Below are 23225 nucleotides of genomic sequence, written 5' to 3'. Positions count from 1 at the left end.
GCCCTGGAGGGGCCGGCGCCTTCGTGACGGGCGGGACGGGGCGTTACGCCGCGACCGGGAGGGACGCGGGGGCCGCGGCGACGCGGAGCGCGCCGTCGGCGGCGTCCACGATCACGCGGCCGCCCTCCTCGACCTCGCCGCCGACCATCAGGTCGGCGATGCGGTCGTCCACCTCGCGCTGGATGACGCGGCGGAGCGGGCGGGCGCCGTACTCGGGCTCGTAGCCGGCCTCCGCGATCCAGGCGACCGCCGCATCCGTCGCCTCGAAGGCGATGTCACGGGCGGACAGCCGGGAGGCGGTCGCGTTCAGCAGCAGGCGCACGATGTCGCGCAGCTGCTCGGCGTCGAGCTTGCGGAACAGCACGATCTCGTCGATGCGGTTCAGGAACTCCGGACGCATCGCCTCACGGAGCTTCCCCATGACGCGGTCGCGGATGTCCTTCTCCGACGCGAAGCCGTCCGACCCGGCCGGCACGAAGCCGAGCGCGCCGCTGCGGGACGCCAGGAACTCCGAACCGAGGTTCGAGGTCATGATGACGACCGTGTTGCGGAAGTCGACCGTGCGGCCCTGGCCATCGGTGAGGCGTCCATCATCGAGCACCTGCAGCAGCAGGTTGAACACGTCCGGGTGCGCCTTCTCGATCTCGTCGAACAGCACCACCGAGTACGGGTTGCGGCGCACGCGCTCGGTCAGCTGACCGGCCTCGTCGTAGCCGACGTACCCGGGAGGGGCGCCGACCAGGCGGGCGACGGTGTGGCGCTCGCCGAACTCGCTCATGTCGAACCGCAGCATCGCCTTCTCGGAACCGAACAGCGACGACGCGAGCGACTTCGCCAGCTCGGTCTTGCCGACACCGGTCGGGCCGAGGAAGAGGAAGCTGCCGACCGGGCGACGCTCGTCGCCGAGGCCGGTGCGGTTCCGCCGCACGGCCTTCGCCACCGCGACGACCGCGTCGTCCTGGCCGATGACGCGCTCGTGCAGCTCCGACTCCAGCCGGGCCAGGCGCTCGCGGTCGGCCTCGCCGACGCGAGACACCGGGATGCCCGTGGCACGCGACACGATCGACGCGATCTCGGGCTCCCCGACCACGGCCTCCACACGGGGAGCCGTGGCGAGGTCGTCCAGCCGGCGCTGCACGTCCTCGATCTCGTCGCGCAGACGGGACGCCTCCTCGTAGTGCTCGGCCGCGACGGCGGAGTTCTTCTCGGACTCCAGCGTGGCCAGGCGCTCCATCAGGGCGGAGGTGTCGACGCGCTTGCCGAGCGACAGGCGCAGACGCGCGCCAGCCTGGTCGATCAGGTCGATGGCCTTGTCCGGCAGGAAGCGGTCGGAGATGTAGCGGTCGGACAGCTCCACGGCCGCGCGGATCGCGTCCGGGGTGTACTGGACGCCGTGGTGCTCCTCGTAGGCGCCGCGCAGGCCGTCGAGGATGAGCACGGCGTCCTCGACGGACGGCTCACCCACGGTCACGGGCTGGAAGCGGCGCTCCAGCGCCGGGTCCTTCTCGATGCGGCGGTACTCCTTGAGCGTGGTCGCGCCGACCAGGTGCAGGTCGCCGCGGGCGAGGCGGGGCTTCAGGATGTTGCCCGCGTCCATGCCGCCCGACTCGCCGGATCCCCCGGCGCCGACGACGGTGTGCAGCTCGTCGATGAACACGATCAGCTCGTCCTTGCCGTCGCTGATCTCGTCCATGAGCTTGGTGAGCCGCTCCTCGAAGTCGCCGCGGTAGCGGGTGCCCGCGACCATGCCGGCGAGGTCGAGCGAGACGACCTTCTTGTTCTGCAGCTGCTCCGGGACGTCGCCCGCCACGATCGCGCGGGCCAGGCCCTCCACGATCGCGGTCTTGCCGACGCCGGCCTCGCCGACCAGCACCGGGTTGTTCTTGGTGCGGCGGGAGAGGATCTCGACCGTCTGCTCGATCTCGTCGAGCCGGCCGATGACCGGGTCGAGCCGGCCATCCCGTGCGAGCGCGGTCAGGTCGGTGCCGAACTGGTCGAGCATCGGGGTCCGCGACTCGCTCGCCGCAGTCTCCTGCTCGCCCGGCTGCCCGGCTCCGACGGTGGCGCTCTCGCGCATCGTCTCGGTGAGGGCCTCGGGGGTCACGCCGGCGGACTGCAGCACGCGACCGGCGGGGGCGTCCCGGCCGATCACGAGCGCGAAGAAGAGGTGCTCGGGGTCGATGTACGTGGATCCGGACGCCTGCGCCACCTGGTACGCGTGGAACAGCGCGCGCTGCAGGGCGCCCGTGATCGAGGCCCCGTCGGCGTGGATGACGTCGCCGGGGGCGGGGAGCCGCGACTCGGCGGCCTGCGCGACCCGTGCCGGGTCGACGCCGATGCGGCGCATGGCGTCGGACGCGGGCTCCTGCTCGGCCATCACACGCAGGACGTGGAGGGCGTCGAGCTCGCTGTGCCCGTGCTGCAGCGCGAAGCGGCCGGCCTCGGCCAGCAGCTCCTGGGTGCGCCGGCTGAGGAAGCGGCTGATGTCGATGGAGCGTGCGTTGCGCGCACGCTCACCCGCGAGGTACCGGGAAAGGAACTCGTCGAACGAGTTGCTGCCGTCACCGTCGGGAGTGAAGTTCTCAGGCACGTGTTCTCCTGTTTCTCAAAGTTGAGCCTTGTGCACTCAAGTCCAACGCAGGAGGGGCGCCTTTATTCCAGGATGCGGCGAGCGCGCATCCACTAGGGTCGGAACATGATCCGAATGGGGGCGGGTCGCATCGCTGCGGCCATGGTGATGGGGGTGGCCGGACTGATACTGTCGGCCTGCTCGCTGCTGCCGGCGCAGGCGGCGAGACCGACGACGGCCGCGCCGACCGAGACGCCGAGCCCGGTGCCGCTGGTGGATCAGCTGCCGCAGCTCCTCAAGAAGGGCCAGACGATCGGTACGGGCGACCTGCAGCGCATCGACCACGAGCCGTTCGACGACCCGCGGGCGCAGCATCCCCCGACCGGGAAGGTCACGATCGTCGTGGACTCGTCCGGCCGGATCGAGGTGAGGCTGCGCCTGGACGACCCCGCCGCGGCGCCGACCGCGAGCACCGATTTCGACATCGTGCTCTCGACGACGCGGCACGACGGCCTCCCGGACCCGACCGAGTACCTCACGTTCAGCCTCGTCTCCGATCTTGGCTCGGCGACCGCCGACGGCGAACTGATCCTTCCGCTGGGCGGCGACGAGGTGAGCTTCGGCGACCCGACGTTCCTGCACTCGGTGGAGGTCAACGTCGCCGGCGAGGGGCCCGTTCTCGCCGCTGCGCCCATCACCTGGACGCTGCCGTCGCCCTACCCCGGCCTGAAGGCGGTCGACCACGGCGTCGCGACCTTCGCACACGGTGCCACCACCATCGAGGACGGCGAGATCACCGGCTATGTACCGAACCCGTACGACACCGTCCACATGGTGTCGCGACGGTTCGGGATCACCGAGGTTCAACTGCTCTGGCTCAACCCGTGGATGGCGGGCGACCCCACTCAGCTGAAGTACGGCGTCCCGATCAACCTCGCCGCCTCGCGGCGCTGAGGCGGCGGCGGTGCGGCGGCATCTGCGGACGGTCATCACGCTGGGTGTGCTCGGCGCCGTGGTCGCAGCGCTCGTGGCTGTGGGGGTGTCGGACCGCGACTGGTCGGGCCGGTCTGCGCCGCGGTGCCTGCCCGCCCGTCTCCAGGTGAGCCCGCAGACCGTCGCGCCCGGCGAGTCCATCACCGTCTCGAGCCCGGCGGCGGACTGCGCGCTCGGGTACGGGCGCGGGCACACCTACCGGGTGAGGCTCATCCACCCGGGACAGCCGGGGCCGCCGGTCACGACGGCGGTCACGGAGGACGGCAGCTTTCGTCTGACGCTCACCGTCCCTCCGACCTTCCCGACCGGCCCTGCCGTCGTCGATGTCAAGGGCAGCCCCATGGACCACTGCGACGACACCGGGGCCTCCTGCGCCGGTTACGCGGCGTACCTCACCGTCGAATGACGGCTCAGCGGTCCCCGGCGTCCAGCGCGTCGAGGGTGGCCACGTCCTCCGGCGACAGCTCGAAGTCGACGTCGGCGTTCTCGCGGATGCGCTCGGGAGTGGTCGACTTCGGCAGCGGCAGGATGTCCTTCTGCAGCAGGTAGCGGATGCTGACCTGCGCCACCGACTTGCCGTACTTCTCCGCGATGCGCGCGATGTCCTCGTTGTCGAGCAGCCGGCCGGTCGCGAGCGGCGAGTAACCCTCGACGAGGATGTCGTGCTCGTGGCTGAACGCGGTCGTCTCCGGCTGGGTGTTGCCGACGAACCAGCGGATCTGGTTGGCGTGCGGCACGACCTCGGTCGCGTCGATGAGCGACTCCAGGTCGGCGACCTCGAAGTTGCTGACGCCGATGCTGCGCGTCAGACCCTCCTCGTAGACCTCCTCGAACACCTTCCAGACCTCGATGTTCCCCGCGCGGTGGTCGCTGCCGATGGCGTTCCAGGGCCAGGGCGCGTGGATGAGGTAGAGGTCGATCGGCCCGAGGTCGAGCAGCTTGGTGGACTGCTCGAATGCATGGCGGGCGCCCTCCGCGTCCTTCACCTCGGCGGGGCACTTCGTGGTGATGAAGATCTCCTCGCGCGGGATGCCGCTGTCGCGGACCGCGCGGCCGACGCTCTGCTCGTTGCCGTAGGCGCGGGCCGTGTCGATGTGCCGGTAGCCGGCGTCGAGCGCGGTGCGGACGGAGTCGTAGGTCTCGTTCCCGTCCGGGATCTGCCAGGTGCCGAAGCCGATCTTGGGGATGGTCACGCCGTTGGACAGGGTGAAGGTGTCGGTCAGAGCGGGCATGGGGGTCTTCCTCTCGAGGGATGCGGTGCCGCACATCGTAGTCCCGCCTGCGGGTCAGTCCACCGGTTCGGGGCTCCCGTCGCGCAGGTGCTCGTAGACGATCGACGTGCGCACGTCGGCGATCTCCCGTCGCTGCGTCAGCCGGTCGATGACGAAGGCGTAGAGGCTGTCGTTGTCGGCGACGGCGACGTGGATGATGAAGTCCTCGTTGCCGCTGGTCACGAACACGCCGATGGTCTCCGGCAGCGAGGCCACCCAGTCGCGGAAGCCCTCGATCACCGGCCGCGACGGCGGCCGCACCCGCACGGCGATTAGCGCCTGCACCGGTCGCCCGATCGCGGCCAGGTCGACGTCGAGGCTGGCGCCGCGGATGATGCCGCGCCTCCGCAGCGCCCGCGTGCGTTCGAGTGCGGTGCTCGGGGAGACGCCGACCGCGGCCGCGACATCCCGGTTGCTGCGCCGCCCATCCGACTGGAGTTCCCGCAGGATCGCCCGATCAAGTTCGTCCACACCGGCGATTCTAGGCCGTGCGCCGAACATCGTTCGGATTCTAAGCAACTCTCGCGCGCAGAGGCTAGGTTCAGTGCTCATCGACCGAACGAAAGGATGCTCGATGACCGCAGCAGTCGGATTCCGACCGGACGAGGTGGACACCTCCGCACCGACCCGGTCCGCCCGCCTCAAGTGGGTGGTCGTCGTCGACGAATCGCTCCCGGCCGGGCTCGCCGCGAACGCCGCGATCTGCACCGCCGCCGCGACCGCCGCCGGGGTCGCGGGGCTGCTAGGCCCGGATGCGGTGGACGCCGACGGCAGCACGCACCCCGGGCTTCCGTGGGCGGGCTGCTCGGTGCTGCGTGCGTCCGCCGCCCAGCTGGCCGCCATCCGGGCGAAGGCCGCGGCGGCCGATGACGTGTTCGTCGCCGACATGCCGGCCGCGGCGCAGCAGACGCGCGTCTACGACGAGTACCTCGCGGCGGTGACGGCGACCGAGGGCGAGGCTCTCCCTTACTACGCCGTCAGCGTGGTCGGCCCCAGGAACCGCGTGGACCGCATCGTCGGGAGGCTGGCCCTGCTCTGATGTCGGACCCCCGGGATAGCGTCGTCGCATGGAGATCATCCTCGTTCCCGGATTCTGGCTCGGCGCCGACGCGTGGAGCGAGGTGACGCCCGCTCTCGAGCAGGCGGGCCACCATCCGCACCCGATTACGCTGCCCGGGCTGGAGTCGCGCGACGCCAACCGCAGTGCGATCGGCGTGAAGGAGCAGGTCGACGCGATCGTGGCGGAGATCGACCGCGTGGGCGACCCGTCGGCTCACGACGTCGTGCTGGTCGGGCACTCCGGCGGCGGCCCGCTGTCGTACGCGGCGACCAGTCTGCGACCCGAGCGGATCGCCCGCACGGTCTACGTCGACTCCTGGCCGCTCGGCCCGGGCCAGGCGATCGCCCCCGACATGACGCCGGTCGACGGCGAGGTCGAGCTGCTGGAGTGGGACGAGTTCGACGACGCCGACCTGATCGACCTGACCGACGAGCAGCGCGACGAGTTCCGCCGCCGCGCCGTCCCGGAGCCCGGCGCGGTGCCGGGCGACGCGATCGAGCTGGCCGACGACCCGCGCCGGCTGGCCGTGCCCGCGACGATCGTCTCCTGCGAGTTCACGCCGGCCGACCTCCGCTCCTGGGTCGACGGCGGCTCGCCCGTCCTCGCGGAGGTCGGGCGGCTGGAACGGCTCGACATCGTCGAGCTGCCGACCGGGCACTGGCCGATGTTCACGCGACCCACCGAGCTCGGCCGGCTGCTCGCGGAGATCGCCGACCGCTGAGCTCTCGCGACCGCCGACGGCGGGCTGCCTCCACGCTCAGTGCTGCAGCGCGCTCTTCAGCAGGATGACGACGACCCCGAACGCGCCGGTGATGAGGGCGCCGACCAGGCAGACGAGGAATGGCCGCCCGCGCATGAGGAACACCGAGTAGCCGAGCACGGCGAGCATGACGACGGTGAGCCACAGCGCAAGGGCGACGCCCAGGTCCGCCGGCAGCACTCCGAGCGCCGCCAGTAGGAGCGGCACGCTCGGCACGATCGCCGCCTCCAGCATCCCGCCCGACTCGCGCAATGCGTGGCCGATCGACGCGCTCACCCGGTCGCCCAGGCGCGCGGCGTCGCCGTGGTAGCCGAGCGCAGTGGAGTACACGTGCGCCAGCCAGAACACGACGATGCTGACGAGGCTGAACACGAGCAGCCGCACGGCAGAGGTCTGGTCGTCGTGCTCCCCCGACGCCGCAGCGACGACGCTCGCGTACACGATGGTCCCGTAGATCGACGCGGGCGTTCCCCAGTGCCGCCACAGCCGCCGCTGGATGCGCGTGGCACCGCCGCCGGCATCCTCCTCGTTGAGGTCCATCAGCCGACGATCCGCTGTGGTTCCCGCCGCATGATCGCCCCTTCCGACGCCGTCGGTGACCGTGCTCGTGGATGCTATCCCCGAACCGAGACCGGGGGAAGAGGGAGCGGTGTCGGTCGCGCCCGCTAGCGTTCTGGCATGGAGATCGCTCTCGACCGGGACGAAGCGCGCCGCATCGCCGTACGTGCGCAGCGTCTTGACGCCGACCGCCCGACGGAGCTCGTGCCGCTGGTGGAGCACCTCACCTTCCTGCAGCTGGACCCGACGGCCGCGATCGCGCCGAGCGCCGACCTCATCGCCTACACGAGGATCGGCGCCGCGTACCGCCCGGAGCAGTTGCAGGCGGCGGTCGAACGCGACAGGACGCTCTACGAGCTGAAGGCGCAGGACGACCCGGTGCAGCCTCCGTTCGCGATGCTCCGTCCGGTCTCCGACCTGGCGCTCAACCTCGACCGCATGGCCTCGGGCCCCGCGCACGGCGGCTGGCGTGCCTGGCTGGAGGCCAATCCCCGGTTCCGGCGCGACGTGCTCGACCGGTTGCGCGACACAGGTCCGCTGCTGTCGAAGGACATCCCGGACACCGCGGAGGTGCCGTGGACCTCGACCGGCTGGACGCACGACAAGAACGTCACCCACATGCTGGAGCTGCTGCAGGGGCGCGGCGAGGTGGCCGTCGCCGGCCGGATCGGCCGGCAGCGCACGTGGGACCTGGCCGAGCGCGTCTACCCAGCCGAGATCGAAGTGGTGCCGGAGGCCGAGGCGGCAGCGCTGCGCGACGAACGTCGCCTGCGTGCGCTCGGCATCGCGCGTCCGCAGCTCGTCGGCGACGCCGGCGTGCCCGCACGGGTCGAGGGCAGCGACCGGGTCTGGCGGGTCGACCCGGAGGCGGTGGGGCAGCCGTTCTCGGGGCGCACGGCCCTGCTGTCGCCGTTCGACCGCCTCATCCACGACCGCGTGCGCTCTCAGGAACTGTTCCGCTTCGAGTACCTGCTGGAGATGTACAAACCGGCCGCGAAGCGCCGCTGGGGCTATTTCGCCCTGCCGATCCTGCACGGCGACCGGCTGGTCGGCAAGCTCGACGCCACCGCCGACCGCAAGGCCGGCGTGCTGCGCGTCGACGCCGTGCACGAGGACGAGCCCCTCGACGCCACCGCACGCGACGACGTGCAGCAGGCGATCGAGGGGCTCGCGGAGTGGCTGGGCGTCGAGGTGGAGCGCGCCAGGCGCTAGGCCGCGTCCTTGCCGTGCGGGTCGGATGCGTTGAGCACCTCGACGACCCGGTCGTAGTCGCCGCGCGCCTCCCCGTAACGGAGGAACTTGACGCGCTCGACCTGCACCTCCTTCGCGTCCGGCTGCGACTCGATGAGCTGCATGACCTCGGCGACGAACTCGTCGAGCGGCATCGCGAAGGAGCTCTCGCGCTGACCGGGCATGAGGTCCGTCGCGACCGACGGCGGCTCCAGCTCCACGACCTTCACGCTCGTGTCGGCCAACTGCAGGCGGATGCTCTCGCTGAGCATGTGGATGGCCGCCTTGCTCGCGTTGTAGCTGGGCGTGACCTTCAGCGGCGCGAAGGCGAGCCCGGAAGAGACGGTGACGATGGTGGCGTCCGGCCGGGTCTGCAAGTGCTCGACGAACGCGGCGATGAGCCGGATCGGCCCGAGGACGTTGGTCGTGACGGTCGCCTCGGCGGAATCGAGGAAGCCGGCGGGCGTGTGCCAGTCCTCGGCCCGCATGATGCCCGCCATAGCGATCAGCACGTTGAGGTCGGGGTGGGCGGCGAGCACCTCGGCCGCGGCCGACCGGATGCTCTCCGGGTCCGCGGTGTCGATGCGCACGGTGCCGATGCCGGGGTGCTCCGCGGCGATCCGCTCGAGCAGCTCGGTGCGCCGTCCTCCGACGACGACGGTGTTGCCGCGCTCGTGCAGCGCGACGGCGAGGGCGAGCCCGATGCCGCTGGTGGCGCCGGGGATGAAGACGGTGTTCCCTGTGATGTCCATGACCCCAGCGTGCGCGGGTCCTGGGGGCGGAGGAAGCGGAGCGGTCGTCCAGGGATCGGCGGTCCCTGGTTCGCGACGGGCCTGGCCGCCATCATGGAGACATGGATCGTTCCGCCCTCGCCGACTTCCTGCGGCGCCACCGCGAGACGCTGCGCCCGGAGGACGTCGGCCTGCCGCCGGGCGCCCGCCGCCGCGCTCCCGGGCTGCGGCGGGAGGAGGTCGCCCTCCTCGCGGCGATGTCGACCGACTACTACACCCGGCTGGAGCAGCGGCGCGGGCCGCAGCCGAGCGACCAGATGCTCGCCTCCCTCGCCCGAGCCCTCCGGCTGACCGCCGACGAACGGGACTACCTCTACCGCGTCGCGGGCCACAACACCCCCGACCGGATCTCGGCAGGCGACCACATCTCCCCCGCGCTGCACCGGGTGCTCGACCGGCTGGAGGACACCCCGGCGCTCGTCCTCTCCTCCCTCGGCGAGACACTGGTGCAGAACCGGATGGCCGTCGCCCTGCTGGGCGACCGGTCCGGGTACACGGGACTCGCGCGCAGCGAGTACTACCGCTGGTTCACCGACCCGGAGACCGCCCGCGCCCAGTACCCCGAGGGGGACCGCGAGCGGCAGAGCCGAGCGCAGGTCGCCTCGCTGCGCGACGCGTACGGGGCCATGGGTCCGCGGTCGCGCGCGGGCGAGCTGGTGCGGGCGCTGCTGGCCGAGAGTCCCGAGTTCGCCGCACTGTGGGAGCGGCACGAGGTGGCCCGCCGGTTCGAGGACCACAAGACGCTGCTCCATCCCGAGCTCGGCGCCATCGAGCTGGACTGCCAGGCGCTGTTCACCGAGGACCAGTCGCAGTGCCTGCTCGTGCTGACCGCGGCCCCGCGCACCGAGGCCGCCGAGAAGCTCGCCCTCCTCGGCGTGCTCGGCACCCAGTCCTTCGCCCCCTCCGCCTCCCCCTCCGCCCCAGCCAAGAGCTCCTGAGTTCTTCGAGGTTTTCGCGGCGATTCGCTCGAACAACTCAGGAGCTCTTGGCCGGGGGCGGGGGAGGTCGTAGCGTGAGCGGGGTGAGCGGGGTGGATGCGGGACGGTGGAGTCGCGACGATCCGGTGGTGCAGTGGCTGCTCGGGGGCGATCCGGCGATCCGCTGGCAGACGCTGCGCGATCTGGTCGGAGCACCGGAGGACGAGGTCCGGGCCGAGCGCGCCAGGGTCGAGAACGAAGGCTGGGGAGCGCGCCTGCTCGGGCTGCAGGACGACTCGGGCACCTGGGGCGGCACCGTCTGGAAGCCGGAGGACCGGGACGCGACCGACAGCGTGGTCCTGCTGCTCGCCCTCCTCGGCGCGGAGGGCGACAGGACACGCGCCGCGCTCGACCGCACCGCGGCGGGCGTCGACTGGGGCGAGGAGTGGGGGCGCAGCGCCTTCTTCGACGGCGAGGTCGAGCCCTGCATCAACGGCCGCGTCCTGACCGCCGGAGCACCCTACGGACACGCCACCGAGACGATGCTGGGCAAGCTGCTCGACACCCAGCAGGCCGACGGCGGCTGGAACTGCTACGCCGAGACCCGGGACGATCCCGGCTCCTTCCACAGCACCGTCTGCGTCGTCGAGGCGCTGGCGGCCTACCGTGACGCCGGCGGCCCGACGGATGTAGACCTCCCGCTCCACCGGGGCCAGGAGTACCTGCTGGAGCGCCGGATGATGCGCCGGAGGAGCACGGGCGAGCTCATCGACGAGGGCTGGCTCACCGCCGCGTTCCCCTACTACTGGCGCTACGACGTGCTGCGCGGGCTCGACCATCTGCGGTCGGCGGGCCTCCCTTACGACGAGCGGGCGGCGGAGGCGGTCGAGGTCATCGCGCGGCAGCGCGGCGCCGACGGCCGCTGGAAGCTCGACTCGCCCCTCCCCGGCCGTCCCGCCGTCGCGTTCGAGACCGTCGGCGAGCCGAGCAGGTGGAACACCCTCCGCGCTCTCCGGGTGCTCGACTGGGCGGGCGTACAGTCCACTCCATGACCGCTCGCACCCTGCTCCTGATCCGTCACGGCGAGAGCACCGCGAACGTCGCCGCCGCAGCGGCGGAGGCCGCGGGCGCCGAGGTGATCGCCGTCGAGGCCCGCGACCCCGACGTGTCGCTCTCCCCGCTGGGCGAGCTGCAGGCCGGCGCTCTCGGCGCCCGGCTCCGCGCCGCTCTCCCGGCCGACGCCGTCCTGTTCAGCTCGCCGTACCGCAGGGCCGTGCAGACGGCCCGGTTCGCCCTCGGCGAGGAGGTGCCGCTGCTGCTCGACGAGCGCCTGCGCGACCGCGAGCTCGGCATCCTCGACCGTCTCACCGCGCTCGGCGTTGAACGCCGCCTGCCGCTGGAGGCGGAGCGCCGGCGCTGGGCGGGCAAGTTCTACTACCGGCCGCCGGGCGGCGAGGCGTGGACGGATGTCGCCCTGCGCATCCGCTCGTTCCTCCGCGACCTCCCCGCCGACCGCGGGACGGTCGTCGTGTTCGCGCACGACGCCGTGGTGAGCCTGTTCCTGTACGTGCTGCTGCGCATGTCCGAGGCGCAGCTCGCGGAGCACCTGCTGACGCATCCGGTCGCGAACGCCTCCGTCACCGAGCTGACCTTCGACGGGTCGGGGTGGACGCTGCAGGCCTTCGCCGACGACGAGCACCTCGCCGCCGCAGGCCTTCCCGCGACCGAGCACCCGGGCCAGGCGCGTGCCGATGCGTGACACGCGCCCGGCGATGCCGAAGACCGTCACCCCCGAGCTGCTGCGCGCCTGGCCGCTGCCGGAGCCGTCCGGCTCGAAGCGGTCGCGCGGCCAGGTGCTCGTGGTGGGCGGCGCGCTGCGCTCCCCCGGCGCCGCGATGCTGGCCGGCCGCGCCGCGCTGCGGGTCGGCGCCGGCCGGCTGACGCTCGCGATCGGCTCGTCGGTGGCAGCCGCCGTCGCCGTCGCCCTTCCGGAGAGCGGTGTCGTGCCGCTCCCCGAGACCTCGTCCGGGAGCCTGCGCGGGGCCGGCATCCGGTCGGCGTCGGTCGATCTCGCGGCAGCGGACGCCGTCCTCCTCGGCCCGGGGCTCGACGACGCGGAGGAGACGGCCAGGATGCTGCCCCGTGCGGCGCGCGCCGCCGACCGCGACACCGTGCTCGTGCTCGACGCCTACGCCCTCGGGGCGCTGGCCGGGCACCCGCGGCTCGCCGGCTCCGGCCCACGCATCCTGACGCCGAACACCGAGGAGGCCGGCCGCCTGCTCGGGCGCGAGGTGCGCAACCTGGACGCCGACACGCGCGAGCTCGCCCGCCGCTACCGCGCGACCGTCTCCTGCTTCGGGCGCATCGCCGCCGCCGACGGACGCCTCTTCACCGTCGGCGAGGGCGGTCCGGGGCTCGGCACCTCCGGGAGCGGGGACGCCCTGGCCGGCGCGATCACGGGGCTCGCGGCCCGGGGCGCCGACCCGGTGCAGGCGGCGGTCTGGGGCACGTACCTGCACGCCGCCGCCGGGGAGTCGCTGGCCCGGCAGGCCGGACCGCTCGGCTTCCTGGCGTCCGAGATCGTCGACCGGCTCACCGCGGAGCTGACCGCCCTCTCCTGACGCGCGGCCGGCGGCGAAACACCGTCTAGCCGCGCGAACATCCGTGGCGTTACTCTCAGCGCACATCCAGGCTCGTGGCGAGCGTGGACCGAGAGGGGAAAACGAACATGGACTGGAGCAACTTCTGGAGCGTCATCTGGCTCTTCTTCTGGAGCTTCGCCTTCGTGGCGTATCTGTTCGCGCTGTTCGCGATCATCAGCGATCTGTTCCGTGACCACAAGCTCAACGGCTGGTGGAAAGCGCTCTGGATCATCTTCCTGATCTTCGTGCCGTTCCTGACCGCGCTGGTCTACCTGATCGCGCGCGGACCCGGGATGGCGCAGCGCAGCCAGAGGGAGGCACGTCAGTACCAGTCGGCCACCGACGCCTACATCCGTCAGGTCGCCGGGTCGAGCCCGGCCGACGAGATCAGCAAGGCGAAGGCTCTGCTCGACAGCGGCGCCATCACGCCGGAGGAGTTCGCGCACCTGAAGGCGCACGCCCTCTCCGGCCAGCCGGCGGCGGCAGCCCCGGCTGCGGCTCCCGCGGCGGCAGCGCCCGCACCCGCGGCGCCCGCCGCACCGGCGACGCCGCCGCCCGCAGCGCCGACCGTCTGATCCCACGACCGGACGAGCGTCCGTCGTGACCGGAACGACCCCCGCGGCGGGGCGCCCCCCCCCCCCCGGGGGGGGCGCGGCCCCCCCCCCGCCCCCCCCCCCCCGGGGGGCCAGCGGGCCCCCCGGGGGGGGCGGGGGGGGCGGCCGGCCCCTACCCCCCCCCCCCCCCGCGCCCCCCCCCCCCCCCCGGGGGCCGCCGCCGCGGCACACTCCACTGCGCCCTCTCGCAGGGCTGAACGGCGGCAACCTGGTGCGGGAGCTGCTGGCCGGGGTCACCCTGCTCGCCATCGCCGTCCCGCTGAACATCGGGTACGCGCAGATCGCGGGACTGCCGGCCACGGCCGGGCTCTACGCCCTGGTGCTCCCGTCGATCCTGTACGCGCTGACCGTCTCGTCCCGGCAGGTGGTGGCGTCGCCCGACGCGGCTGCCGCGGCCCTCCTCGCCGCCTCGCTCGGCGGTCTCGCCGTCGCGGGCGGCGAGGACTACATCGCCCTCGCCCTGGCGCAGGCGATCATCAGCGGGATCGTCTTCCTGCTCGCCGCCGTGTTCCGGCTCGGCTTCCTCGCCGACTTCCTGTCGAAGCCCATCCTGGTCGGCTTCGTCGGCGGTCTGGCCCTCGACATCCTGGTCTCGCAGCTGGCGAAGATGCTCGGCGTGAAGATCGGCGCGGGCGACGAGTTCGTCCAGCAGGTGCGCGACCTCGTCGCCGGCCTCGGCACGACCAACGTGTGGTCGGTGCTCATCGCCGCCGGAGCCCTGATCATCCTCCTGGTCGGCCGGCGGATCGCCGCCGCACTCCCCTGGGCGCTGGTGGTCCTCGTCGTCGCGACGGTCGTCGTGGTGCTCGTCGGCCCCGCCCGGCTCGGCGTCTCGGTGCTCGGACCGGTGGAGGCCGGCCCGCCCGCGCTCACCTGGCCCGTCATCGGGTGGACGCAGTGGCTTCAGCTCATCCCGTCGGCGATCGCCCTCACCGTGGTGGCCATGGGCGAGGGCCTGCTCGTCTCCCGGTCGTACGGCGAGAAGCACGGCTACCGGACGGACGCGAACCGCGACCTGCTGGCCTTCGGCCTCGCCAATCTGGGCGCGGGCGTCAGCGGCGGCTTCGCGGTCGGCTCCTCCACCTCGCGCACCGCCGCGATGGACCAGGCGGGCTCCCGGACGCAGCTGCCGATGCTCGTCGCCGCCGCCGGCACCCTGCTCCTGCTGGTCTTCGGCACCGCGCTGCTGGAGGACATCCCGTCGCCCGCCATCGGCGCGATCGTGGCGGTCGCGGTGTTCCCGCTGCTCGGCATCCCGAAGCTGGTCGCGCTCTGGCGGCAGGACCGGTTCGAGTTCGCCGTGGCCGCGGTCTGCTTCCTCGGCGCCGTACTGATCGGCCCGATCGCGGGCATCGGCATCGCCTTTGTGCTGGCCGTGGTGAACGTGGTGCGACGGGCGGCGAACCCGCCCATCGACGTGCTGGAGGCCGACGGCGACCCGCACACCTCCCTGCTGGACGCGGCGCCGGACGGCGTCGAGACCGCTCCGGGTGTCGTCGTCGTGCGCCTGGCCGCCCCGCTCTTCTTCGCCAACAGCGGCGCCTTCGGCACGGCCGTGCGCCGCGCGGTGGAGGCGTCGCATCCGGCCCACCTCGTTCTCGATCTGGAGGCCGTGACCGACGTGGACGTGACCGGCGCCGACGCGTGGACCGGCGTCCAGTCGTACGTGGCGGCGAACGGCGCCGACCTATCCCTGACGCGGGTCCGCCCGGGCATCCGGGAGCGGCTGGAGCGGCTCGGCCAGCTGGACGGCGTCCGCTTCTTCGACACCAACAGGGCCGCGATCGCCGCCCTCAGCCCGGAGGGAGCCGCGCATGACCGACGATGACCTCACCCCGGACGCTCCCCCGCCGACAGCGCCGGCGCAGGAGAACCGCCGCCGCTGGCCGTTCCGGGGCCGCCGCCCCCGCCCGGCCGCGCCCGACGCCCCTGTCGACCCGGACGCCGAGGACGGCGCGGGCGGTGTGGGCCGCGGGCTGCGCATCCTGCTCGGCCTCGCTGCCGGCGTCGTCATCGCCTTCGGGATGGCGGCCATCGGCGGGATCCTCGCCCCGACACTGCTCGCCCTGGTGCTGACCATCTGCGCGCAGCCCGTCCGGGTGTGGCTGGAGCGGCACGGGACACCGCAGGGGCTCGCCACCGGCGCGGTCGGGCTGACCGTGTTCGCGCTGCTCGCCGCGTTCATCGGCGTGCTGTGGGTGGCCGTGGCGCAGTTCGTCGGGATGCTGCCGCAGTACCAGCCGCAGCTGCAGGCTCTGGGCGACCAGGTCGCGTCGTGGCTGCAGAGCATCGGCGTCGGGCCCCAGCAGGTGCAGCAGATCGAAGCGGGTTTCAACCCCAGCACGATGCTGTCGTTCTTCAGCGGCCTGCTGGGCAACGCATTCGGGCTGATCACGCTGCTCGTCATCGTGCTGACGATGCTCATCCTGATGCCGGCGGACGCTGCCTACACGCCGACACTGCTGCGCGAACTGAAGCCGATGCGGCCGAACCTGGTGTTCGCGGTGACCGGCTTCGCCCACTCGGTGCGGCGGTACATGGTGGTGACGACGCTGCTCGGCATCGTGCAGGGCGTCATCAATGGTGTGGCCCTGTGGCTGCTCGGCGTCCCCGCTGCCCTGCTCTGGGCGATCCTTTCGTTCCTGTGCAGCTTCATCCCGAACGTCGGCTACTTCATCGCACTGGTGCCGCCGCTCGTCTTCGGCTACCTCACCGGGGGCTGGGGGACGGTCGTGGCGGTGATCATCGTCTACGGCGTGATCAACGCGATCGTGCAGTCGGTGGTCCAGCCGAAGGTCGTCGGCAACGCGGTCGCGCTGAGCCAGACGCTCACCTTCTTCTCCGTGCTGCTGTGGGCGGTAGTGCTCGGGCCGATCGGTGCGATCCTGGCCGTGCCGATCACCCTCCTCGTGCGCGCCGTGCTGGTGGATGCCGACCCGCGCTCCCGGCTGTGGCGGCCGATCATCGGCGACCTCACCCACACGCGTGAGGTGATGAAGCACGAGTCGGACGAGCGGCGCGCCGAACGGCGGCAGGCCCACGAGGATCGGAGCGGCCGTGGGTGAGGCCCTGACTCTCTAGGCGCGGTTCGCCACCGCCAGGTCGCTTCCGCCCTCCACGGTCAGGCGGCGGCCGATCCGGACCAGCTGCGGCTCGTCGGTGAACGCGCCCGCGAAGAGCGCCTCGCCCTTGCGGAACGAGGGCGACTGCTCCAGCAGGTGAGCGGGCACGAAGCCGAACACCTCGGCGAGCTCCGCCAGGTCGCGCGGCGAGTTCATCCGCATCAGCCCCAGGTTGTCGCACTGCGACAGCACGTTCGGGTGGATCTTGGTCGGCCGCTGCGTCGACAGGAACAGCCACAGCCCGAACTTGCGGCCCTCCGCGGCGATCTGGATGAGCTGCTCGGTGAGCTTCGCCTCCACACTCGTGCGCGGCACCGGCGGGCAGAAGTTGTGCGCCTCGTCGATGACGATGAGGATCGGCCGGCGCTCCATCCTCCGGTTCCACAGGTCTTCGAGCACGCCGAGCGCCGCGGCCTGCGGCTCGCCCGGGTGTGTGAAGCCGCCGACGTCGAGCACGACCACGCGCGGCCGGGAGGTGACGACCTCGGTCGCCCCCGACGCGCCGAGCGCCCAGAGCGGCCACTTCAGGATCTCGAGGTTGTCGATCCGCAGCCCGAGCCGGCGCCGGGCCGGGTCCTCCGACTCCAGCAGCGCAGAGAGGAACCGGTCGGCGTCGAAGTGCTCCGGCTCCGCCTGCAGGTGCAGCAGCGCGTTGTACTCCTCGTCGTCGGCGATCGGATCGAGTCGGCCGACGGCGCCCTTGGCCGGCACGCTGAGGTCGACGAACCGGATGTGCAGCTGCGGCTCCTGCCGCGTGCTGGAGTGCAGCACCCGGATGTCAAGGTCGGCCCACTGCGCGGCGTCGGCCGGGGCGGCGTCGTCGCGGAGGGTGTCGAGCGCGACGAAGTCGGCGTTCGGATCGAGGACCAGCATCGGAAGCGCGGTGCGGAGCAGCAGCTGCTCCAGCACGACGCCGAGCGCGTAGGTCTTCCCCGAGCCGCTCTGGCCGCACCAGAAGGTGTGCCGGTTGAACCGGGAGCCGTCGATGACGGCCGGGCGCTCCGGCGCCTCGACCGTGGTACCGATGGTCAGGGGGATCATCCGCCCCTCCTCCTGCTCGCGGGCCGTGTGGCGCCGATGCTAGCGCCACCGCCGTCCCCGCGGACAGACCGGATCGGTCGCGGTCACAGCGGCCGCAGCGACTCCGGGATGGGGAAGGCGAGCGTGTAGATCCGCTGCGGGGCGTCGATCGCGCCGTAGTCGTCCTTCTTCACGACGATCCGTTCGGTGGACACCTCGGTCAGGCGCACCCGCAGCCACCGGCCGTCGTCGAGCCGCAGCTCGTACGGGTCGGCGAGGTAGCCGATCCCGGTCGCCTCCAGCAACTCCTCGCCCGTGAGCCAGTCCACCGGCCCGGCGAGCTCCCGGCCCAGCAGGTCGATGGGCACGAAACCCTCGCCCTCCGGGCGCAGCCAGCCGACCCGCTCCCCATCCTCACGACGGTGTTCGATCGCCTCCCACATCCTGCTTACCGTAGCGGCATCGACGGACCTATGATGAGCGCGTCCGGCCGGATGCGCCCGCGGGACCGCGGCCGCATCGCCCCGGAGGAGGTGCGGACATGAGCCTGGATGTCGCAGAAGCCGGCGAGCGCGCGGAGAGCCCGCTCTCGCCCGACGAGCTGTACGAGGCGGGACGTGCCGCGCGCGAGGTGCTGCCACGGTCGGCCGCCGCGGAGTACGTTCCGCCGCCCGGCCGCGACCCGATCGGCATCCTGCGCCGGCAGCATGAGGACCGGCTGCAGAACCTGGTGGACCTGCGGGTGCAGCGGATGAGCGCCGACGCGTTCGCGTTCTACCGCGGCACGGCGGCCATCCAGGCCGCAGACCTGGCGGAGGCGCCCACGACCGGGGCCGAGGTGGTGATCTGCGGCGACGCGCACCTGAGCAACTTCGGGATGTACCGCTCGCCCGAGAACTCGATGGTCTTCGACATCAACGACTTCGACGAGGCGACCGTCGGCCCGTGGGAGTGGGACCTGAGACGGCTGCTGTGCAGTGTGGTGCTCGCCGGGCGGTCGCTCGGCTTCCCCGCCGAGCAGGTGCGCCAGGCCGCGGAGGACGCCGGCGTCGCGTACCGGAACTGGTTGCGGACGGCGCTCGCGACGCCGCTGACCGCTCGGTACTTCACGCCGACCGCGGTGGGCTCCGGCCGCGACCTGCTGAGCCCGGACATGCAGCGGCTGGTCCGGCAGGTCACCAAGGAGTCCAAGAAGCGCACGACGGAGCGCACCGCACGTCGCACGCTCGAGACGGACGAGCACGGCCGGCTGCGGTTCGTCGAGCGGCCGCCGATCCTGCTCCGGGCGGAGCCCGAGGTGCAGGCGCTCGCCCAGGACGCGTACGAGCGCTACAGGAAGACCCTCCCGCCGAACACGGCGCTGCTCGCGTCGCAGCTGCGGCTCGACGACGTCGCCCGCCGCGTGGTCGGCGTCGGGAGCGTCGGGACGCGCTGCTTCATCATCGCGCTGCGCGGGCCGACGGACGAGCCGGTCATCCTGCAGCTGAAGGAAGCGGACGTCTCGGTCGTCGAGCGGTTCGGCGGGGTGCAGCCGCTTCCCGGCTACCTCGACCTCACGCTGCTGCCGGAGGAGCAGGGCTACCGCGTGGTGGCGTGCCAGCGCATCCTGCAGGCCGTCTCGGACCCGTTCCTCGGCTTCCTGCGGGTGGAGCGGTTCGCCTTCTACATGCGCCAGTTCCGCAACAGGAACGCGTCGTTCGAGATCGCCGCGATGAACCGGGCGCAGTTCCTCGACTACGCCCGGGTCTGCGCCGTCGTGCTCGCCCGCGCCCACGCGCGCTCGCCGAAGGCCCCCTTCATCGCGGGCTACCTCGGCTCCGGCCGCGCGTTCGCCCCCGCCGTGGCCGAGTGGGCGGTGCGGTACGCCGACCAGGCCGAGGCCGACTACGCGGAGTTCGTCACGGCCGCGCAGGACGGCGCGTTCCGCGTCGGCTGACGCGACTGCGCCCTCCCGTAACCTCTGCGGGCGCGCGCGCAGCCGCAGACGTTACGGGAGACCGCCGACGCGCTCGCGCAGGGCCCGCGCGCTCCACCGGCCGTCGGCCTTCTCGACGCGGATGGCGTGCTCGAACGCTCGTGTCACTGTCTCGGTGGTGACCGCGTCGTCGATGCCGCCGACGGAGACCGTGCGGCCGTGCGCGATCAGCAGGGCGTGGGTCGTCGTCTCCGGAAGCTCCTCCAGGTGGTGGGTGACCAGCACGGAGGCGAGCTCGGGGGCGCTGTGCGAGAGGCCGTCGATGGTCTCCAGCAGCTGCTCGCGCGCGGCGACGTCGAGGCCGGTCGTCGGCTCGTCGAGGAGCAGCAGCCGCGGCTCGGAGACGAGCGCACGGGCGATGAGCGCTCGCCCGCGCTCCCCCTGCGAGAGCGTCGGCCAACGGGCGTCGCGCCGCTCGTCGAGTCCGACCGAGTGGATGAGCTCCCGCGTCCTGCGCACCTCCTCCGCCTCCGGCTCCCACCGCATCGGGGGCTCCAGCGTCCCGGTGACGCCCGTGAGCACCACTTCCGTGACGGTCAGCGGCGAGCGCACCGGGTGCCGCGGGTTCACGTGGCCGATGTGGCGGCGCAGCTCCTGCAGCTCGACACGGCCGAGGCGCCGGCCGAGCACGTCGACGGTGCCGGAGGTCGGGAAGGTGAGTGCACCGCAGAAGCCGAGGACGGTGGACTTGCCCGCTCCGTTCGGTCCGAGCAGGGCCCAGTGCTCGCCCGCGCGGACCGTGAGGTCGATCCCGTCGAGGATCTGCGTGCCGTCGCGCCGGGACGTGACGTCGTGGAGTTCGAGGACGGTGTCGTGCGAGGTCACCGATCCACCTTAACGGTGGAGGTCGGCGCCCACCCGGTCGACGGCGGCGAGGTAGGTCTCCGGGTCGAAGTCGGCGAAGATCGTCTTCTGGGTGACGTACCCCTGCACGATGCCCATATAGAGCGTGGCGTCCTGCGCGGCGCGGGCGGCGGCCTCCGCGGGAGGGAACCCGCCCCGGCGCTCGAACCAGACCACGAGGTAGTCGGTGAGCAGGCGCCGGATCCGGGCGCCGACGCGTTCGGCGATCTCGCCCAGGCGCGGGTTGATCGGCATCTGGCCCCACACCTGCACCAGCAGGCCGAGGTCGGGGATCTGCGACTCGATGCCGTGGAGCAGGAGCCGGACCATCTCCCCCGGGGTCGGGAGCGGGTCGCGGCTGCCGGCGTCGGCCACCTCGACGAAGCGGTCGTCGAGCACGATGGAGACCGCGAGTTCGACCAGCTCCTCCTTGCTCTTGTAGTGGCCGTAGATGGCACCGGCGGAGAGCCCGGACTCGGCGATGATGTCGGCCATCGAGGTCTGCTGGAAGCCGCTGCGCGCGAAGCAGCGGAGCGCCGCCTGCGCGATCTGGCGGCGGCGGGCCTGCCGGTGCTCCTCGGTGACCTTCGGCATGCGTCCTCCACAAAAAGAATGATCGTTCTTGACACTACCGGATGCGGGGGGTCACTATAAAGAACGAGCATTCGTTTTTGGAGGAATCATGTCCGCACCCACCGCCCTCGCCCCGAGCCCGAGGCGCTCGGCACGCCGCCCGCGGCCGCACCCGTGCACACGCCCTGGCGCCGCACCGTCGCCCTCGCACTCGGCGCCGGTCTCGCCGTCGTCGTCATCCTGCTGGCCTTCCTCTGGCCGACGGTGACCTCGTCGGTGAAAGACCTCCCCATCGCGGTGACCGGCTCCCCCGCCGCCGTCTCGGCGGTCACCGCGCAGCTGGACAAGAGCGCGGAGGGGGCACTCGCCCTGACGACCGCCTCCTCCCGGGCCGACGCCGTGAAGCTCATCGAGAACCGCACGGTCGACGGCGCCATCGTGCTCGGCGAGCATCCGGAGGTGCTCACCGCCTCGGCCAACGGCGCCGCCGTGAGCCAGCTGCTCGGCCAGCTGGCCGCGAAGCTGCAGGCGCAGGCGCAGCAGCAGGCCGATGCGGCCGTGCAGCAGGCCGTCGCGGCCGGCAAGGCACCGGCCGGCACGGTCGCACCGAAGATCACGGTCGCGGTGACGGACGTCGTGCCGCTCGCCTCCACCGACGCCCGGGGGCTCGGGCTCACCGCCTCGTCGTTCCCGCTCGTCCTGGGCGGGATGATCGGCGGCGTCCTCATCTCGATCCTGGTCGCGGGCAGCTGGCGACGACTGACCGCGGTCGTCGTCTATGCGGCGGCAGGCGGACTCGCAGTGACCGCGATCATGCAGGGCTGGTTCGGCATCCTGCAGGGCGGGTTCTGGGCGAACTGGCTGGCCGTGTCCCTCTCGATGCTCGCCACTTCCGCCTTCATCGTCGGGATGAACGCGCTGCTCGGCCGCGCCGGGCTCGCCGTCGGAGCCGTGGTCACGGTGCTCATCGGCAACCCGCTCTCCTCCGCGGCCCAGCCGCTGCAGTTCGTCGCGGCGCCCTGGGGGGCGATCGGCCAGTGGTTCGTGCCGGGCGCATCGGTGACCCTGCTGCGCGACCTCTCCTACTTCCCCGCCGCCGACGCGCTGTTCCCCTGGCTGGTCCTGCTCGGCTGGGCGGCGGTCGGCGTGATCGCGATGCTCGCGGGCCACTTCCGCAACCAGGAGGTCAGCGAAGCGGCGGCCTGACGCTCGGCCTTCCTTCGACGTTCACCTAGGGGACGCACAGGCCGACTCCCTACTCTCAGCGGTTATGACGCCTCAGCCGCTCCGACTGGGCCCCTTGGCGCGCCGCCGGCTCGCCCGGCTGGCGCGCCAAGACGCTGCGGCCGTGCACGACACGGACGCCCAGCGCGAGCAGACCACGACGCCGACCGTCGCGACGCTCCAGGCGCGGGCCGACGCCTACGCCCGGCGCGAGGAGGAGCGGTTCTTCCGCGGGATGCGGCGCGAGCTCACCGAGCACCGGATGCTCGCCTCGGCGCTGCGGACCGACCTCGACGCCTATGAGGAGCGGGTCGACCGCGTCCCGGACGCCGAACGGGCGCGCGTCGCCGAGGGCCAGGGCCCCGCGTTCGAAGAGCTGCGCAGACTCGAGCGCCGCATCCGCCGGACCCACCGCCGCGCGAGCGAGCTGAGCGCCCGCATCAACACCCGCTTCACGGCCGCCCAGCTGCGCGCCGCCCGCATGTTCGACCGCTCCGACGAGAAGGCCGCCGTCTACTGGGGCGCCCTGCGTCAGGCGACCTCCGGCCGGGTCGCGCCGCAGCCTCCCGCGCTGCGGCGCACCGGGTGGCTGAGCTCGCGCGGCACGGCCGTCGATCCGCTGCATCCCGCCCCCGGGGACGACCTCAGTGTGCGCACCGCCGGCCGTGTGCCTGCCGCGTACGACGACCGCGATCCGAGGAGGACCGATGCCCAGGCGTGAACGACTGAAGGACTACCGGGTCCCGCGCACGGGCGGCCTGCGCCGCCGGCTGCTCTGGCGGCTGCGCCGCATGCGACACGCGGTCGATGTGGAGACGCTGGAGGTCTTCGAGCACGAGCTCTCGGCCTTCGAGCGCGCCGGCGTCGCCGACCTGGAGCGGCAGAGGACGCGCAACGTCGCCGCCGCCTCGGCCCGCGTCGCCGAGGCCCAGACCCGGGAGGAGCTGATCCGCCGCGCGCTGGAGCGGGCCGACGACGACATCCGCCGGGCCGAGCTGGACGCGGAGCGGCTGGACGCCAAACTCGCCGGACACGACCCCGACTTCCACACCTACGCCTGAGA

General features: G+C 72.5%; 25 protein-coding genes. 16 read left to right on the top strand and 9 right to left on the bottom strand.

What is annotated here, in order from left to right; all coding sequences use genetic code 11:
- Positions 1-43: 43 nt before the first annotated feature.
- The gene (locus tag P5G59_RS16025) at positions 44-2590 is read right to left on the bottom strand and encodes an ATP-dependent Clp protease ATP-binding subunit (RefSeq protein WP_301220005.1); all 2547 of its coding nucleotides are present in this window, start codon (positions 2588-2590) and stop codon (positions 44-46) included.
- A gap of 105 nt (positions 2591-2695) precedes the next feature.
- Here P5G59_RS16025 and P5G59_RS16020 point away from each other — a divergent pair, with 105 nt between their 5' ends.
- Both P5G59_RS16020 and P5G59_RS16015 read left to right on the top strand, forming a co-directional pair.
- Positions 2696-3523: a hypothetical protein gene (locus P5G59_RS16020; protein WP_301220004.1), complete on the top strand. Its 828-nt coding sequence runs from the start codon at positions 2696-2698 to the stop codon at positions 3521-3523.
- Positions 3524-3533: 10 nt separating this feature from the next.
- Positions 3534-3968: a hypothetical protein gene (locus tag P5G59_RS16015; protein ID WP_301220003.1), complete on the top strand. Its 435-nt coding sequence runs from the start codon at positions 3534-3536 to the stop codon at positions 3966-3968.
- A gap of 4 nt (positions 3969-3972) precedes the next feature.
- On the opposite strand, the gene P5G59_RS16010 is transcribed toward P5G59_RS16015, so the two are convergent.
- Positions 3973-4794 (bottom strand): aldo/keto reductase, encoded by an 822-nt coding sequence (locus tag P5G59_RS16010; protein WP_301220002.1) that lies wholly within the window; start codon positions 4792-4794, stop codon positions 3973-3975.
- Positions 4795-4848: 54 nt separating this feature from the next.
- Positions 4849-5304: an Lrp/AsnC family transcriptional regulator gene (locus P5G59_RS16005; RefSeq protein ID WP_301220001.1), complete on the bottom strand. Its 456-nt coding sequence runs from the start codon at positions 5302-5304 to the stop codon at positions 4849-4851.
- 103 nt (positions 5305-5407) lie between these two features.
- Between P5G59_RS16005 and P5G59_RS16000 the strand changes: the two genes are divergently transcribed.
- Positions 5408-5872 (top strand): DUF2000 domain-containing protein, encoded by a 465-nt coding sequence (locus tag P5G59_RS16000; RefSeq protein WP_301220000.1) that lies wholly within the window; start codon positions 5408-5410, stop codon positions 5870-5872.
- Positions 5873-5900: 28 nt separating this feature from the next.
- Entirely contained in the window at positions 5901-6614 is a 714-nt protein-coding gene (locus tag P5G59_RS15995) for an alpha/beta fold hydrolase (protein ID WP_301219999.1), read from the top strand.
- 36 nt (positions 6615-6650) lie between these two features.
- Here P5G59_RS15995 and P5G59_RS15990 read toward each other — a convergent pair whose 3' ends face one another.
- On the bottom strand, positions 6651-7193 hold the full coding sequence (locus tag P5G59_RS15990; protein WP_301219998.1) for a hypothetical protein: 543 nt from the start codon (positions 7191-7193) through the stop codon (positions 6651-6653).
- A gap of 138 nt (positions 7194-7331) precedes the next feature.
- Here P5G59_RS15990 and P5G59_RS15985 point away from each other — a divergent pair, with 138 nt between their 5' ends.
- Positions 7332-8423 (top strand): DNA glycosylase AlkZ-like family protein, encoded by a 1092-nt coding sequence (locus tag P5G59_RS15985; RefSeq protein ID WP_301219997.1) that lies wholly within the window; start codon positions 7332-7334, stop codon positions 8421-8423.
- Here P5G59_RS15985 and P5G59_RS15980 read toward each other — a convergent pair.
- Positions 8420-9193 (bottom strand): SDR family oxidoreductase, encoded by a 774-nt coding sequence (locus P5G59_RS15980; RefSeq protein ID WP_301219996.1) that lies wholly within the window; start codon positions 9191-9193, stop codon positions 8420-8422. The two genes, P5G59_RS15985 and P5G59_RS15980, sit on opposite strands and share 4 nt — an antisense overlap.
- A gap of 101 nt (positions 9194-9294) precedes the next feature.
- On the opposite strand from P5G59_RS15980, the gene P5G59_RS15975 reads away from it, so the two are divergent.
- The 7 genes from P5G59_RS15975 (at position 9295) to P5G59_RS15945 (ending at position 16470) form a co-directional block, all read left to right on the top strand.
- The gene (locus tag P5G59_RS15975) at positions 9295-10170 is read left to right on the top strand and encodes a helix-turn-helix transcriptional regulator (RefSeq protein WP_301219995.1); all 876 of its coding nucleotides are present in this window, start codon (positions 9295-9297) and stop codon (positions 10168-10170) included.
- A gap of 74 nt (positions 10171-10244) precedes the next feature.
- Positions 10245-11201, top strand: a complete 957-nt coding sequence (locus tag P5G59_RS15970; protein WP_301219994.1) for a hypothetical protein — start codon at positions 10245-10247, stop codon at positions 11199-11201.
- A complete protein-coding gene (locus tag P5G59_RS15965; RefSeq protein WP_301219993.1) occupies positions 11198-11908 on the top strand; it encodes a histidine phosphatase family protein in 711 nt (236 codons plus the stop codon). The genes P5G59_RS15970 and P5G59_RS15965 overlap by 4 nt, the downstream gene beginning before the upstream one ends.
- The gene (locus tag P5G59_RS15960) at positions 11901-12770 is read left to right on the top strand and encodes an NAD(P)H-hydrate dehydratase (protein ID WP_301219992.1); all 870 of its coding nucleotides are present in this window, start codon (positions 11901-11903) and stop codon (positions 12768-12770) included. Before P5G59_RS15965 ends, P5G59_RS15960 begins: the two co-directional genes overlap by 8 nt.
- 107 nt (positions 12771-12877) lie before the next feature.
- Positions 12878-13366: an SHOCT domain-containing protein gene (locus P5G59_RS15955; protein ID WP_363324696.1), complete on the top strand. Its 489-nt coding sequence runs from the start codon at positions 12878-12880 to the stop codon at positions 13364-13366.
- Positions 13367-13616: 250 nt separating this feature from the next.
- On the top strand, positions 13617-15233 hold the full coding sequence (locus P5G59_RS15950) for a SulP family inorganic anion transporter (RefSeq protein WP_301219991.1): 1617 nt from the start codon (positions 13617-13619) through the stop codon (positions 15231-15233).
- On the top strand, positions 15220-16470 hold the full coding sequence (locus P5G59_RS15945) for an AI-2E family transporter (protein WP_301219990.1): 1251 nt from the start codon (positions 15220-15222) through the stop codon (positions 16468-16470). The genes P5G59_RS15950 and P5G59_RS15945 overlap by 14 nt, the downstream gene beginning before the upstream one ends.
- A gap of 12 nt (positions 16471-16482) precedes the next feature.
- Here P5G59_RS15945 and P5G59_RS15940 read toward each other — a convergent pair whose 3' ends face one another.
- Together P5G59_RS15940 and P5G59_RS15935 are read right to left on the bottom strand one after the other, a co-directional pair.
- Positions 16483-17568: an ATP-binding protein gene (locus tag P5G59_RS15940; protein ID WP_301219989.1), complete on the bottom strand. Its 1086-nt coding sequence runs from the start codon at positions 17566-17568 to the stop codon at positions 16483-16485.
- Between the two features lie 83 nt (positions 17569-17651).
- Entirely contained in the window at positions 17652-17990 is a 339-nt protein-coding gene (locus P5G59_RS15935) for a hypothetical protein (protein ID WP_175336555.1), read from the bottom strand.
- Positions 17991-18088: 98 nt separating this feature from the next.
- Between P5G59_RS15935 and P5G59_RS15930 the strand changes: the two genes are divergently transcribed.
- A complete protein-coding gene (locus tag P5G59_RS15930; protein ID WP_301219988.1) occupies positions 18089-19483 on the top strand; it encodes a DUF2252 domain-containing protein in 1395 nt (464 codons plus the stop codon).
- Positions 19484-19534: 51 nt separating this feature from the next.
- Here the strand turns inward: P5G59_RS15930 and P5G59_RS15925 are convergent, their stop codons facing one another.
- Both P5G59_RS15925 and P5G59_RS15920 read right to left on the bottom strand, forming a co-directional pair.
- Positions 19535-20347, bottom strand: a complete 813-nt coding sequence (locus tag P5G59_RS15925) for an ABC transporter ATP-binding protein (RefSeq protein ID WP_301219987.1) — start codon at positions 20345-20347, stop codon at positions 19535-19537.
- A gap of 9 nt (positions 20348-20356) precedes the next feature.
- On the bottom strand, positions 20357-20959 hold the full coding sequence (locus tag P5G59_RS15920; RefSeq protein WP_301219986.1) for a TetR/AcrR family transcriptional regulator: 603 nt from the start codon (positions 20957-20959) through the stop codon (positions 20357-20359).
- Between the two features lie 153 nt (positions 20960-21112).
- Here P5G59_RS15920 and P5G59_RS15915 point away from each other — a divergent pair, with 153 nt between their 5' ends.
- From P5G59_RS15915 to P5G59_RS15905, 3 genes are all read left to right on the top strand, one after another.
- Complete coding sequence (locus P5G59_RS15915) at positions 21113-22144, top strand: ABC transporter permease (protein ID WP_301219985.1); 1032 nt, start codon at positions 21113-21115, stop codon at positions 22142-22144.
- Positions 22145-22286: 142 nt separating this feature from the next.
- Positions 22287-22883 carry a hypothetical protein gene (locus P5G59_RS15910; RefSeq protein WP_301219984.1) on the top strand — a complete coding sequence of 199 codons (597 nt, stop codon included), beginning with the start codon at positions 22287-22289 and terminating at the stop codon, positions 22881-22883.
- Entirely contained in the window at positions 22870-23223 is a 354-nt protein-coding gene (locus P5G59_RS15905) for a hypothetical protein (RefSeq protein ID WP_301219983.1), read from the top strand. The genes P5G59_RS15910 and P5G59_RS15905 overlap by 14 nt, the downstream gene beginning before the upstream one ends.
- The last annotated feature ends 2 nt before the right edge of the window (positions 23224-23225 follow it).

Source organism: Leifsonia virtsii, assembly GCF_030433675.1.
GTDB classification, from domain to species: Bacteria; Actinomycetota; Actinomycetes; order Actinomycetales; family Microbacteriaceae; genus Leifsonia; species Leifsonia virtsii.
This window is presented reverse-complemented; position numbering and strand designations above follow the sequence as displayed.